The 14,336-nt window shown below is 36.4% G+C and carries 10 protein-coding genes; 6 read left to right on the plus strand and 4 right to left on the minus strand.

The genetic code is table 11. The features are described from left to right. Positions 1–6: 6 nt before the first annotated feature. The 3 genes from prfH (at position 7) to GJU43_RS20675 (ending at position 2,728) form a co-directional block, all read left to right on the plus strand. Complete coding sequence (gene prfH, locus GJU43_RS20665) at positions 7–696, plus strand: peptide chain release factor H (protein WP_154343538.1); 690 nt, start codon at positions 7–9, stop codon at positions 694–696. Positions 697–732: 36 nt separating this feature from the next. Then, the gene (locus GJU43_RS20670) at positions 733–1,266 is read left to right on the plus strand and encodes a hypothetical protein (RefSeq protein WP_154343540.1); all 534 of its coding nucleotides are present in this window, start codon (positions 733–735) and stop codon (positions 1,264–1,266) included. 184 nt (positions 1,267–1,450) lie between these two features. Further along, complete coding sequence (locus GJU43_RS20675) at positions 1,451–2,728, plus strand: MFS transporter (RefSeq protein WP_154343542.1); 1,278 nt, start codon at positions 1,451–1,453, stop codon at positions 2,726–2,728. 64 nt (positions 2,729–2,792) lie between these two features. Here GJU43_RS20675 and GJU43_RS20680 read toward each other — a convergent pair whose 3' ends face one another. After that, complete coding sequence (locus GJU43_RS20680; protein ID WP_154343544.1) at positions 2,793–6,851, minus strand: T9SS type B sorting domain-containing protein; 4,059 nt, start codon at positions 6,849–6,851, stop codon at positions 2,793–2,795. Positions 6,852–6,996: 145 nt separating this feature from the next. Here GJU43_RS20680 and GJU43_RS20685 point away from each other — a divergent pair, with 145 nt between their 5' ends. Further along, the gene (locus GJU43_RS20685; RefSeq protein WP_154343546.1) at positions 6,997–9,201 is read left to right on the plus strand and encodes a radical SAM protein; all 2,205 of its coding nucleotides are present in this window, start codon (positions 6,997–6,999) and stop codon (positions 9,199–9,201) included. On the opposite strand, the gene GJU43_RS20690 is transcribed toward GJU43_RS20685, so the two are convergent. The 3 genes from GJU43_RS20690 to GJU43_RS20700 are packed head-to-tail and all read right to left on the minus strand — an operon-like array spanning position 9,202 to position 11,964. Beyond that, positions 9,202–9,966 carry an MBL fold metallo-hydrolase gene (locus GJU43_RS20690; protein ID WP_154343548.1) on the minus strand — a complete coding sequence of 255 codons (765 nt, stop codon included), beginning with the start codon at positions 9,964–9,966 and terminating at the stop codon, positions 9,202–9,204. A gap of 58 nt (positions 9,967–10,024) precedes the next feature. Continuing rightward, a complete protein-coding gene (locus GJU43_RS20695) occupies positions 10,025–10,705 on the minus strand; it encodes a response regulator transcription factor (RefSeq protein ID WP_154343550.1) in 681 nt (226 codons plus the stop codon). Beyond that, positions 10,702–11,964, minus strand: coding sequence for a sensor histidine kinase KdpD (locus GJU43_RS20700; protein WP_154343551.1), 1,263 nt, complete (start codon positions 11,962–11,964; stop codon positions 10,702–10,704). The genes GJU43_RS20695 and GJU43_RS20700 overlap by 4 nt, the downstream gene beginning before the upstream one ends. A 162-nt stretch (positions 11,965–12,126) precedes the next feature. Between GJU43_RS20700 and GJU43_RS20705 the strand changes: the two genes are divergently transcribed. Continuing rightward, on the plus strand, positions 12,127–12,549 hold the full coding sequence (locus GJU43_RS20705) for a DUF1573 domain-containing protein (protein WP_154343553.1): 423 nt from the start codon (positions 12,127–12,129) through the stop codon (positions 12,547–12,549). A 153-nt stretch (positions 12,550–12,702) separates the two neighbouring features. Then, positions 12,703–14,286 (plus strand): murein L,D-transpeptidase, encoded by a 1,584-nt coding sequence (locus GJU43_RS20710; protein ID WP_154343555.1) that lies wholly within the window; start codon positions 12,703–12,705, stop codon positions 14,284–14,286. Positions 14,287–14,336: the final 50 nt, after the last annotated feature.

The raw sequence follows: 14,336 nt of genomic DNA on the forward strand, positions 1-14,336 counted from the left end.
TAAGTAATGGAAAAAATAATTCAAATAACATCAGGTCGTGGCCCGGCGGAATGCAGCTGGGTTGTGGCCCAGGTTTTAAAAACCTTTATAGAAGAAGCCAAGCAAAATAATATAAAAACAACAATGCTTCACAGGGAAATCGGAATTGAAAACGGAACAGTAGAAACCGCTACGATTTTACTCGAAAGCGACAGGCTGGATCCGTTTGTCAACTCATGGCTCGGAACTGTTCAATGGATTGGGCAAAGTCAGTTCAGGAAATTTCATAAAAGGAAAAACTGGTTTATCGGCATTTTCGAAATAGAAAAATCTACAGCAACCGAAATTTCGGAAAAGGATATTCAGTATCAGGCCATGAGAAGTTCCGGAGCCGGAGGGCAGCATGTCAATAAGGTAAGTTCTGCAGTAAGGGCGACGCATCTTCCAACCGGAATCAGCGTGGTTTCTATGGATTCGCGCTCACAGCACCAGAACAAAAAACTGGCCACTGAAAGGTTATTACAGAAATTCAAAGAAGAGGCCGTAAAGCATTTTAAAGCTGAATTTCAGGCGCAATGGATGAATCAGCTGCAGATTCAGAGAGGTAATCCAGTCCGGATTTTTCAGGGTTCGGATTTTAAAAAACAAAAACAGGAAAAAAAATACAAACAGGAAAGGCAAAAAATAAAAAAAGAAGGTTATTTCGACAGGGAATAATACCCCGATTTTTGAATTTTCCAAATCTAAAAAATTATGAAAACAGTAGATAAATACATTTTTGAAGCCTTAGACAATTATCCGTATTCGCTGGTGGAAACCATAGAATCACTGGATTATGCTTTGTCTTATGACGACAAGAATACAATGGCATTATGCCTTTATGGCCGTGTTCAGGCCGATCAGCTATTGAAATATGAAGAAGCCAAGGAATATTTTCACCAGGCCATTTCGATTAATATCAATGCTATCGAAGTGTATTCGTATTACATCAATACTTTAATCCTGAATGAAGATTATACGGAAGCGACAAGGCTTATCGATTTTGCTTTAACGATTAAAGGCATTAACAAAGTAGAGATTCTTCTTAAAAAAGTGATGCTTTTAGAAAGCCGGAAAGATTTTAAAAAGGCATTGAAAGCACTAAAAGAAGCAAGACTTGAAACGTTAAGCAATGAATATGATTATCTTATGGAAGAAACCGAAAAACGATTGCATAAAAAAACAAATAAAAAATCGAAAAAAACCGGATCTAAAAAAGAAAAATCAGCGGATAAAAAGAATAAGTAATACCAGAAAGGATGTCAAAGCGGCATCCTTTTTTTATGGTATAGTTGAATTGTAATGCTTAGTGTTTTGGTTTTGAGTTTTTCACAACGATGTTTTATTTTAACAGATAAATGTTTGTTACTTTCGAAAAATAGATTCATTTTTATACTCTATTTTCTTAAAAAAAAATCTATATCAAAACCAAATGAAAAATAACCCTAATCAGAAGAACTCGCTTCGACATGTTCTTTTTGGCAGTTTGATTGGTACCACCATCGAATTTTTTGACTTTTATATTTATGCCAATGCTGCGGTATTGGTTTTTCCGCAATTGTTTTTCCCAGGTTCAGATAAAACCATGGCCACTTTAGAATCACTGGCGACTTTTTCGATTGCCTTTTTATCACGTCCCTTAGGTTCCGCATTTTTTGGGCATTATGGCGATAAAATCGGGCGTAAGTTTACACTGGTTGCTGCCTTACTGACGATGGGGATATCAACCGTAACCATTGGATTCTTAACAAGTTATGCCAGTATTGGCGTCGCGGCTCCGCTATTATTGATGTTGTGCCGATTTGGACAAGGGGTTGGTTTAGGAGGCGAGTGGGGAGGTGCTGTTTTGCTTGCGATCGAAAATGCACCACCACACAAACGGGCCTGGTACGGTATGTTTCCGCAATTGGGGGCACCCATCGGATTGTTGCTTTCGGGAGGTACTTTCCTGTTGTTAACGGATTCCATGACGAATGAAGATTTTATGAATTATGGCTGGAGAATTCCTTTTATTGCCAGCTCTCTTCTGGTGGTAGTAGGGTTTTATATTAGAACTAAAATTACAGAAACGCCATCTTTTGAAAATTCAAAAAAGGAGCATGAAGAAGTAAAAGTTCCCTTTTTTACTTTGGTCAAATCGTATAAAAACCAATTGATTTTTGGAACATTTGCAGCGATTACTACCTTCCTGGTGTTTTACCTGATGACAGTATTCACATTGAGCTGGGCCACTTCGGATCTGGGTTACGCCAAAAGGGATTTCTTATTGATTCAGATGTTTTCAGTGTTGTTTTTTGCTGCTTTTATTCCTGTTTCAGCGGTCGTTGCAGATAAAATTGGACGTCGCAAAATTTTGATTATAACTACAACTGCTATTGCCGTTTTTGGTTTTTTCTTCTCTCATTTTTTAAATTCAGGAAGTATATTTATGGTAACTTTCTTTGTATGTTTAGGAATGTCATTGATGGGATTCACTTATGGACCTTTAGGAACTTTCCTGTCCGAATTATTCCCTACAAATGTTCGTTATTCCGGAGCTTCATTAACGTTTAATCTTGCAGGAATTCTTGGTGCGGCATTTGCACCGATGATTGCCATTTGGCTGGCCAGTACCTATAGTTTAACCTATGTTGGTTTTTATCTGACCATTGCGGCCTGTATTTCTTTGTTTTCTCTGCTGGTTATTAGCAAAAAGGAACATAAGTTTTAAATAATCATAAAGTAAATAATTAAAAAAGGTTGTCCAGATCAAATTCGGACAACCTTTTCTTTTTTTAACGTTTCAGGCTAAAATGACTTCTAAATTCAGTGCCATTTAAACGGGTCACTACAAACCAATAATCCGAGGCAGGCTCGTTATTACCAATGTACGTTCCATCCCATTCCGTATTCTTCAATAACTCTTTAATGAACTTTCCATATCGGTCAAATATTCTTATAGAAGAATTTGGCGCTAAATAGTTAAAATCAATGGTCCAGGTGTCATTATGGCCGTCATTATTCGGCGTAAAGAATTTCGGAAAGGGGAGTTCATCGACATAATTAATGCACTCGGCAGTTTTGGCTCCTAAGATTTTTATCGTTACCGGAGTTCTTTCACTTTCGCAATCATTAATGGTTTGCGATGCATAATAGGTAAGTCCGTTTTCTAGTGGTGTTGATTCAGATAAAATCATTCCTCCTATAGCCCGATCATACCATTTTATACGTTCGCCATTAATTTTAATTTTTTCTATGGAGCTGTTTTGCTGGATACAGAATACTTGTGGGAAGTCAATCATTGGTCTTTGAGTCTCTTGTATTTTAACAGAAACTGGAAATCTTTCACTTTCACAATTGTTTAGTGTTTGTGTTGCATAATAGATACCGTTTTGTAAAAGTGTTGTTTCGGGCAAAATATTACCATTTGCTGGGGCATCGTACCATTTACTGGCTGTTCCTGTAAAGTTCAGATTGGCAATAGTTGCTTTTTCGTCAATACAAAATTGCTGATCATTAATTCCGCTTGGGAATGGTGTGTCATAGATTTTCACTAATACTGGTACTCTTTCGCTTTCACATCCAATAGTTTGTGAAGCATAATAGGTTTTATTATTTTCTAATAAAGTTGTGCTTGGTAAGGTGCCTGCTGCAATAGTAGTATCGTACCATTTTATATTCTGACCGTTAAGATCAATACTATTTAAAGTAGCATTTTCGCTTTTGCAAAACTTCGGATTTAAATCTCCTGTAGGTATTGAAGGTGTGTTTTGCACGGAAATAGTAATGGCTAATCTTTTGCTTTCGCATAAATTTAGCGTTTGGGAAACGTAATAGGTTTTTCCGTTTTGAAGACTGGTATTGTCCGGTAAGTTATTTCCATTGGTCAGCGCATCATACCATTTTTTGTCTTCTCCGTTAACACTAATACTATTTAAAGTTGGATTCTGACCGGTACAAAAAGGCTGATTTGCATCTCCAGTAGGCAAGGGACTGTCCTGAATTTTGATAGTAACGGCTGCTCTCTCGCTTTCACAGCCATTTATAGTCTGTGAGGCATAATACGTTTGACCATTTTGAAGTACAGTTGTATTGGCTAAAAGTGTTCCGGCGGTTGCTGCATCATACCATTTGATATTTTGGCCGTTTGTAACACTGATATTGTTTATGGTTGCATTTTCCTGAATACAGAAGTTTTGTGGTGAAGTTACCGCCGGTAAAGGCTGACTGCTAATGGTAATCGTTTGATTCTGATGGGATTTATTTCCGTTTCCATCGTCATAATTCCACACAATAGTATATGTTCCGGGCAAGTTGTAAGATAAAGGATCTGTCGTTGTCCCTGTAATTGTTCCTGCGCAGGCATCGGTTGCTGTTGGAAATGTAGTTATTGTGGTAGTACAATCTCCGGTTATAGTTGTAAGATTTTCTAAGTCGGGTACAGGTGCTTCAGTATCTCCAATTACAACAGTAACATCCCCGGTACCATCGCAACCAGCAGTTCCGGTGATTAAACAGCTATACTTTCCGCTATTCATAATTGTTACATTTGTTAGGATTGGATTTTGTTCTGTTGAAGTAAAACCGTTTGGGCCTGTCCAGAAATAATTGGTTCCTCCCGAAGCTTTTAGTTCGAGTGTTTTGCCAATACATACTGGAGAGTTACTTGCCGGATCAGGGACGCCAGTTGTATTATTATCCTGAAATTTAATTAAATAAAAGCTTGTGTTTCCTAACATATTCTTTTGATAAGAATTTGCATCAGTTAATACCTTGTCCCCAAAAGTATCTCCTCCAATAATTATATTATTGTTCGTAAAACATATTTTGTTCGCTGAGTATTGACCATAACCACCCACAGCAGTACCAAATTCTAATTTACCATCTTTACTGAATCTTCCTAGGTATCCATCTGTGTCGAAATTTCTTTTAAATGCACAAGGAGTGGTTATTGGGACACTATTGCTACCCATTGAACCCGCCATACCTCCAATATAGATTTTGTTATTGTTGAATTTAAGTGATGTTATAATAGTAGCACTTCCAAAATAAGTGCCCCACATTCGTTGTCCGTTATTATTTAGTTTTGCGATAAAACCTCTTTCGTATTCTTGATTAAATTCATCAAAACTGTTTGGAGTAGCTATGTTATATTTACTATAGGTCTGTCCTCCAAAATATATATTATTTTCGTCATCTGTTTCTATGCTTCTAATGTAGTTAATACCGCTCTCACCACCATAATATGTGCTCCAGATTCTATTTCCATTCAAATTGAATTTAAAAATTATCCCACTATTAGAGTGCTGACCATATAAAGCTTGTTGAAATGTACCTGGTGTTGCGATATAACTTTTACTTGTTGTATCTCCTCCTAAAACTAAATAATTTGAATCTACTTTAATTGTTGTGATAAAATCATCACTTTCTCCTCCAACATAAGTGCTCCAAATGAGATTTCCATCAGGATTAAATTTCGCCAAAAAGCCATCATTATAAATGGAATAAGTATCATTATTATGATTCAATAATGTTTGAAAATTATTATTTATTGAAACATTTGTTGAGCTTGTTGTATTTCCCACTATGTAGATATTATTATTTATATCCACATCAATATCAGTTGCACTATTTTCACCAAAACCACCAAAATAAGAAGCCCATAAAATAGCTCCTGAAGCATTAAATTTAGCTAAAAAAGCATCTTTAGCATTATTATTCATAACTGAACGATATGAATTATTGGTTGCTATATTAGTTTTACTTAAGGTGATACCTGTAATAATAAGATTATTTTGTTTATCAACTTTTAGTCCTTTTATTCCATCATAGCTTTCTCCTCCATAATAGGTTCCCCATATCCTTTGTCCATTGGAATCAAATTTTGCAATTATTCCGTCAAAATCATTACTTTTTGTAGTTTGATATGCTCCTGATGAGGCAAAAATACCCGAAGAGCTGGTTGAACATCCCGTAAAATAAATATTTCCAAAACTGTCAGAATCGATATCTGAAAAAATATTATTATCTCCATCTCCATAGTAAGTTCCCCAAAGCCTTGTCGGTACAGGATCAATAATCACCGTTTTATCAGAAACCGATTCTGAACCGGTAAAACCGTAAACTTCTTTTTTAATCTTTCGGTATGCAATAGAAATCTCCTTTTTACCAGTCTCATCTTCAATCCAGCTCGCCGGAAGTGTTTCTTCCATTTTTCCAAAGCGAACATTCATCCGGATTTTGTTATCTGCTAAATCAGTTTCAGCACCCTTAAATTTTAATTGAATATCAGAGATCTTTCCTTTTGGATGAATAACAAAATTGTATTCAACGACTTTTTCAGGATCATTCGGAATCGTAAAAACTACATCGATATTCGGATAGATATTCTTGTACGTGATCTGTTTGTACTGATGTACGCCTATAATTCCCTCAGGTTTGTTTGGGATATTATAATAATTGTCAAAATCCGTTGATTTGTGATCTGTAAGCAATTCCACTTTGGAATTTGAGTTTACAAAGTCAATATCTATTCGGTGAAACAGGTATTCTAAAGTATAATCAGGCTGTTCTGTTCTATCTTTGTCAGGTATTCCGGAAGGATTTGTTTTTGAGGTATTAGAGCGTACAATCGGTGTTTTTTTTACTTCATAAATGTCATAAGAAAAACCATTTTTGCGTAACTGAACATTCAAGCCTCCTGTGTTTAATAAATATTTAACGGCATTGTTGGGCCTGCCTTTCTGGTCTGTAATCTGACCTTTGTTTTCCTTAAAACCTATAGATTGATTTTTGTTTTGTGCCAAAACAGGCATAAAAATCAGCAGTAATAAAAAAAGTAAAATTCGCTTCATAAGTAAGATTTATAGCGTCGCAAATGTAATTAAATATCTACTAAATAAGTCTAAAAGTTCCGGTTTCAAAATACAAACATATCCTCCTGAATCTTTTCCTGAAAAGATTATAAATATCCCGTATTTTTGCAGAAAATAATTCCCTTTGAAAACCAAGCTTTTTGTAATCACGCCTCCATTTACGCAACTGAATACTCCGTATCCGGCAACCGCTTATATCAAAGGGTTTCTGAATACCAAAAATGTAGCAGCGGTCCAGGCCGATTTGGGTATTGATGTGATTTTGGAATTGTTTTCGAAGAAAGGACTAATAGATTTGTTTCAGGTTTCATGTTCCAGGTTTGAAGTTGTTGGAAATGAAATCTCGGATAATTCGAAGCGTATTTTTGCTTTACAGGACGAATACATCAAAACGATTGATGCCGTTATTCAGTTTCTGCAGGGGAAAAATCCAACTTTGGCGTTGCAGATTTGTCAGGAAGATTTTCTGCCGGAAGCTTCCCGGTTTGCACAATTGGAAGAACTCGACTGGGCTTTCGGAACAATGGGAACTCAGGACAAAGCGAAACATTTAGCGACTTTATACCTTGAAGATATTTCGGATTTTATTGTGGAATGTGTCGATGAAAATTTTGGCTTCAGCCGCTATGCCGAACGTTTAGGCCGAAGTGCCAACTCGTTTGATGAATTGTACGAAGCCCTGCAACAAAAACCGACGTATATTGATGCGATTTTAATTTCGGTACTGAAAGCTAAAATCGAAGCTGTTCATCCTACTTTATTTTTGATTTCAGTTCCCTTTCCCGGGAATTTATACAGCGCTTTTAGATGTGCGCAATGGGTAAAACAAAACCATCCCGAAATTAAAATTTCGATGGGAGGAGGTTTCCCAAACACCGAATTGCGTTCTCTTTCGGATGCCCGTGTTTTTGAGTTTTTCGATTTTATTACGCTGGATGATGGAGAGGTGCCTATTGAAGAGTTAATATTCAATTTAGAAAACCCAAATTCCAATTCTTATAAAAGAACTTTTTTGCTGGAAAACGGAAAAGTGGTTTACAAAAACAATTCGTTAAAACACGATTACAAACAAGCCTACGTTGGAACGCCCGATTATTCTGATTTGCCTTTGGATAAATACATTTCGGTAATCGAAATCGTAAATCCGATGCATCGAATGTGGAGCGACGGACGCTGGAACAAACTCACTATGGCCCACGGCTGCTATTGGGGAAAATGTACTTTTTGTGATATTTCTTTAGATTATATAAAAGTATACGAGCCTGTTGCGGCTAATTTGTTGTGTGACCGAATGGAAGACCTGATGCAGCAAACAGGGCAGAATGGTTTTCATTTTGTAGATGAAGCGGCCCCTCCGGCACTGATGCGTGCTTTGGCGCTGGAAATTTTACGTCGAAAGTTGGCCGTTACCTGGTGGACGAACATTCGTTTCGAAAAAAGCTTCTCTGCTGATTTATGCCTGTTGTTGAAAGCTTCGGGTTGTATCGCGGTTTCCGGCGGCCTGGAAGTGGCTTCCGATCGATTGTTGAAATTAATCGACAAAGGCGTAACCGTAGAACAGGTTGCAAAAGTAACCCGAAATTTTACCGAGGCCGGCATCATGGTGCATGCGTACCTGATGTACGGATATCCGACACAAACGATTCAGGAAACGGTTGACAGCCTCGAAATGGTGCGTCAGTTGTTTGAAGCGGGAATTTTACAATCCGGATTCTGGCATCAGTTTGCCATGACGGCGCATAGTCCGGTTGGCTTGTATCCGGAGAAATTTGGTGTTACAAAAGCAACGGAAGCCATTGGAACTTTTGCCAATAACGATATTGATTATACCGATGCTACAGGAATCAATCACGATAAATTTAGTTTTGGATTAAAGAAGTCCCTTTTCAATTTCATGCACGGAATCTGTTTTGATTACGAATTACAGGACTGGTTTGACTTTAAAATTCCGAAAACCAAAATTGGCCCTGACTTTATTTTTAATGCACTCGAAGAAGGAAATGATTTCAATACGAAACCCAATGCAAAAGTGGTTTGGTTAGGAGGGAAGCCTTCTTTGGAATACTTTACCAAATCTAAAAAAGGACAGAGCTGGGAAATGATGACGCTGACTTTTCACGATAAAAAAGAAAGTTTTACCATTCAGACTAATAAAAATGAAGGGGACTGGCTGGTAGAAATTCTGAAAAAAATCACGGTTTCCAATAACAAACATTATACTTTTCAGGAAGTAAAAGCAGATTTTGAAACCGAGTTTGAAGATTTTGAATTGTTTTGGTATTCAAAACCTGTCAACACTTTACGCGAATTTGGGTTGTTGGTTTTGTAATCAATACTCCACACATTCCCCATCATTCGGAACCACTGTTTTTGACATCAGATTATTTTGTATCAGGGCCTGTTTTAGCTCTTCTCTCGTGGTGGGACAATGATTTAAAGCTTCCAGATGATTGGCGAAAACTTTCCCCGGCGCAAGGACGGCAAATTTCAGGATATCATCCATTCGCATTAATAATGGCTGGCCAATATCTAATCGTGCCGTACCGCAGGCGACTGTTGCAATGTCAGGTTTCAGCTCGGTCAGTACTTTTTGTACATGCTCTGTAAAAATGGTATCGGAACTAATGTAAACCGATTTTTCATTTTGAAGTTCGATATGAAAACCCATAACATTTCCCATCAGTTTTGCAATAAAACCATAACCGTGCTTTGCGGGTATACCAGTGATTTTGCCATCCAGAAAATGCTGTGGTTCCCAGTAATCCAATGTCTGAATAATAGTTAAACCTCTTTGGGTAAGTGCTTTTTCGTCTTTGATACTGCAGATTACCGGAATCGATTTTCTTTTCAGGAAAACTTCCCCGGCTTTATCAATATGATCCGGATGCAAATGTGTAATCAGGCAATGCGTTACCTTACTAAGGATATCCCTGCTGTTTTTGGGCAGTGCGGTAAGCGGGTTTCTTTTGGGCTTGTAACGGAATAGCGTAAATGGCGCAATAGTTTTTCTTTTCCCCAGCATGGGATCAATTAAGATCACGTGCTTTTCTGTTTCAATAACCAAAGTCGCGTTACGCAAATGATGCAGTTTCATATCCTGTAAGTTTGTTTGATACTAAAAATACAAAATTATATAGTTTTAAGTGTAAAAATTACATTGTAAATCTAAAACCGATTCCGTGTAAGTTTTCAATGGAAATTCCTTTTTCATTAGCCAGAATCTTTCGAAGGCGGGAAATAAAGACATCCAGGCTTCGTCCCATAAAATAATCATCGTCACCCCATAGCGAAGTAAGGATTTGCTGTCTTTTTAAAACCAGGTTTTTATTGTCCACAAAGAGTTTCAAAAGTTCAGATTCACGCTGTGTCAGACTAATTTTTTCCGTTTCATTAAAAAGGATAAAATTTTGGGTATCAAACTGATATTTGCCAATTTCGTAAACAGATTTTTTGATCCCGTTTTTCTGTGAACGCTTTAGGAAAATTTCGATTTTCAGCAGTAATTCTTCAATACTAAAAGGCTTGATGAGGTAATCATCGGCACCTAAACGCAGGCCTTTTATGCGGTCTTCTTTCAAAGTTTTGGCAGAAAGAAAAATAATAGGAACATCTACATCAATTTTCCGGATCGCAGTTGCCAGTTCAAAGCCATCCATTTTTGGCATCATGATATCCAGAATACAAATGTCAAAAACTTCCTCTTTGAAAGCTTCTAAACTTAATTTTCCGTTAGAACAATGCGTGACTTTATACTTGTTTTGTTCCAGATTATCTTTGGTCAGAAACGCTAATGTTTCATCATCTTCGGCGTATAAAATTTTAAACTGTTTCATTTTTTATAAGGAATTGTCAGCGTTATCGTAATACCTTTTTCTAAATTATTCGTGGCATTTATTTTCCAATATTGTAAGTTACAAATTTCTTTTACATAATACAACCCAAGACCAAATCCATTTACTTCGTTACTCTTCTCATTCTGAACGCGATAGAATTTATCAAAAACAGAAGCGATATTTTTAGGTGAAATTCCAATTCCGTTATCAATAAATTCTAATTTCAAAAACTGGTTTTCTTTGGAAATACGAATGAGAATTTCCGATTTTTCATTGCAGTATTTTACCGCATTGTCCAGTAAGTTATACACTAAATTGGTAAAATGAAAAACATCAGTTTCTATGCTGCAATCAGGATCATTTGTTTCTATTCCAATATTGGCTTCCGGATATTTTAGCTGAATATTCGTAATTGTCTCTTCAATAACCGGAACAATTAAAACCAATTCTGTTTTTAACTCCAAAGAGGTATGATCCGATTTAGCTACATTCAGGATCTTTTCAATGTGATTGTTCAGTTTATGGCTCTGATTGATAATGATATCGGTATACGTGTGGAGCTTTTTATCATCTTTAATAGCATTCTGTTCAATTAAATACTGGGAAGCAATTAAGATAGAAGACAGAGGTGTCTTAAATTCATGCGTCATATTATTGATAAAATCACGCTGTAATTCGGAATATTTTTTTTGCTGCAAAAGTGTAAAAATCGAATACACATAAATCAGTAAAATAAGAATCAGCACGGTAGAAAGTATAAACCAAAAACGCATTGAACTAAATAAATAAGTCGTTTCATTGGGAAAACGAACGGCGAAATAATACACCAGATTTTTGTGCTTTGGAAAGTAAACCGTTTGTTTTGATTTTCCTTTCTGGGACAGTGAAATATAATTGCCATAAACCATTTCATCGCTCTGGCAGTTGTACATCGCGTATTCAAAATCAGTGGTAATGTTCATTTTTTTGAATTCTGATTTTAAATAAAATTCTAAAATATCAGGCTCAAAATCATTTTCGACATTAACGATATAATAATCATTGGCAATTTTCTGAACCGGATTTACCGCCGGCAATTCGTGATTCGTTCCTTCATAGAGTTTTCGGGCGACTTCAAGTAAAGCAATATGTGCTTTCTGGCTCAGTTTTTTTTGTTCGAGATTGAAGGCTTCTTTGGTCCATAGTAATTGTGCGACCAGTATGCTGATAATAGCCACAAGTCCAAGGAGGATAATGCTGTTGAGTTTATTTATTTTCAAAAGAAATCAGATTTACAGGTGTAATATTAGTCAAAATTTAAATTAAAAACACCCATTAACAGGTCATTAACAAACATTTGAAACCACTTAACACGCCATTGAATTCTTACAAAGTACCTTTGAAATATAAAATGTAACCATTAACCATTTAAATAAAATACGATGAAAATTATAAAAATTTCGATGTTGGCTTTAGTTTTAGGATTAATGTCCTTTTCAGCAATTGCTCCGGTAAAAACACTAGTTTCTAATGTGAAAAAAGAAACGACAAAAACAACAGCTGCTACGATTGTATGGAAAGCTGAAACGATTGATGTTGGTGAAATTCCACAAGGAACTCCAAAAGCAATTGTATATGAATTTAAAAATACCGGAAAAACAGCCGTTGTTATTACAAGTGTTCAGGGGTCATGTGGCTGCACAGCAACAGATTATACCAAAGAGCCCGTTTTACCTGGTAAATCGGCTAAGGTGACTGCTACTTATAATGCAGCTAATAAAGGCGGATTCACTAAAACAGTTACGGTAACTACAAGCGCAGAGACAACACCAAAAATCCTTACTTTAAAAGGAACGGTGATCTAAAATAAAAGGTTGAGATTATAAAGGGGAAAACTCCGGATATGTAATGTATCCGGAGTTTTTTTTTTTCATAATGTTGTTGTTAAGTCGGTATTTATTTTTTTGCAAAAGAGATGTTATTGTAAAAACTTGTTTATTTTTATTAAAAATATAAGTATGAAAATTTTATATCCGCTAGCCGCATTGATGATGCTTTTTATGGTTGTTTCCTGTAATTCTAAATCCAGTGATAAGGAAGGCAACCCAAAAAATGCTGCAGAGCAAATAGTTCCCGAACTTAAAATACCGATAGACAGTGTTGCTATTTCTAAATTTTATCAGACGTATCCGAAATTGGTTAAATTTCAGGGAGATGTTTTAGCGCTTTATAAGAAAAAAGGTTCTATTCAGTTATGGCTGGATAATAAAGGAATCGTTGAGTTTGGAAGTACTTTATTCAATAAGTACAAAGGACTGGAAGAAGAAGGATTGAAAGCCAATTTTCCGTATAATGAAAAAATAAACCCCATTTTTGAACGCATTTCAGACAATAAATTATCTCAGGCAGATACCGATCTGATGATTACAAACCTATATTTCTATTATGCGGAAAAAGTGTTTAGCGGTGTAGACGAAAAAACATCAACCTCTTTACAATGGCTTTTACCCCGTAAAAAAGTAAATTATCAGGCGTTTTCAGATTCTATTTTCGAACATGCTACAATCAATGATGATAATAAAAGTAAAATGTTCAGTCAATATTATAAACTTCGTGATGCACTTAAAAAATATCGCGAAATTGAGAAAAAAGGAGGATGGAAAACGATTGAAGCCGGAGAGGATTTTAAAAATTTAAAACCTGGAGATTCAGCAGCAGCAATAGCGCAGATCAGAGAAAGGCTTGCGGTAACAGGAGAACTAAAAGAAAACAACAAAAGCGCCGTTTGCGATTCGATTTTAATTGCTGCGATGAAAAACTACGAAATACATCACGGAAAGACACCTAAGAATATTATTTTAAAGGAGCATATTGAGGATCTGAATGTTCCTGTTGCCGAAAGAATCAAAACCATTATCGCAAACATGGAACGTTGCCGATGGATCGACCCCGAACTGGAAAAAGGGAAAGAATACATTGAAGTCAATATTCCGGAGTTTAGACTCTACCTGATTCGCAATCATGAAATTAGTTTTGTTTCAGCCGTTGTGGTTGGAAAAGCCATGACCAAAACCGTTATTTTCAGCGGCATGATGAGCAATATTGTTTTCAGTCCGTATTGGAATGTGCCCCAGAGCATTATTAATAAGGAGATCAAACCCGGTATGGCTAAAAACAAAAATTATCTGTCAGAAAAACATTTAGAATGGAACAATGGTGCCGTTCGACAAGCACCGGGCGTAAATAATTCCCTTGGTCTGGTAAAATTTTTATTTCCAAATTCAAACAATATCTATTTGCATGATACGCCAGCCAAAAGTTTGTTCGAAAGAGAAAGCAGGGCGTTTAGTCATGGCTGTGTGCGTGTAGCAAAACCAAGAGAATTAGCGATCGAACTATTACAAAATGACCCGAAATGGACACCCGCACGAATTGATAAGGCCATGCATGCCGGTAAAGAAAGCTGGTATACACTAAAAAAGAAAGTACCCGTTTATATCGGTTATTTTACCGCCTGGGTAGACCGGGAAGGACAATTGAATTTCTATAACGATGTGTACAGCAGAGACGAAAGCCTGATCAAATTACTGACTGAAGAATAAGTTGCAGTAGTAAGAAAAAGGCAACAAATTATTTTACAAAAGAAAAGCTA

It is taken from the genome of Flavobacterium sp. LC2016-23 (genome assembly GCF_009674775.1).
Classification (GTDB): Bacteria; Bacteroidota; Bacteroidia; order Flavobacteriales; family Flavobacteriaceae; genus Flavobacterium.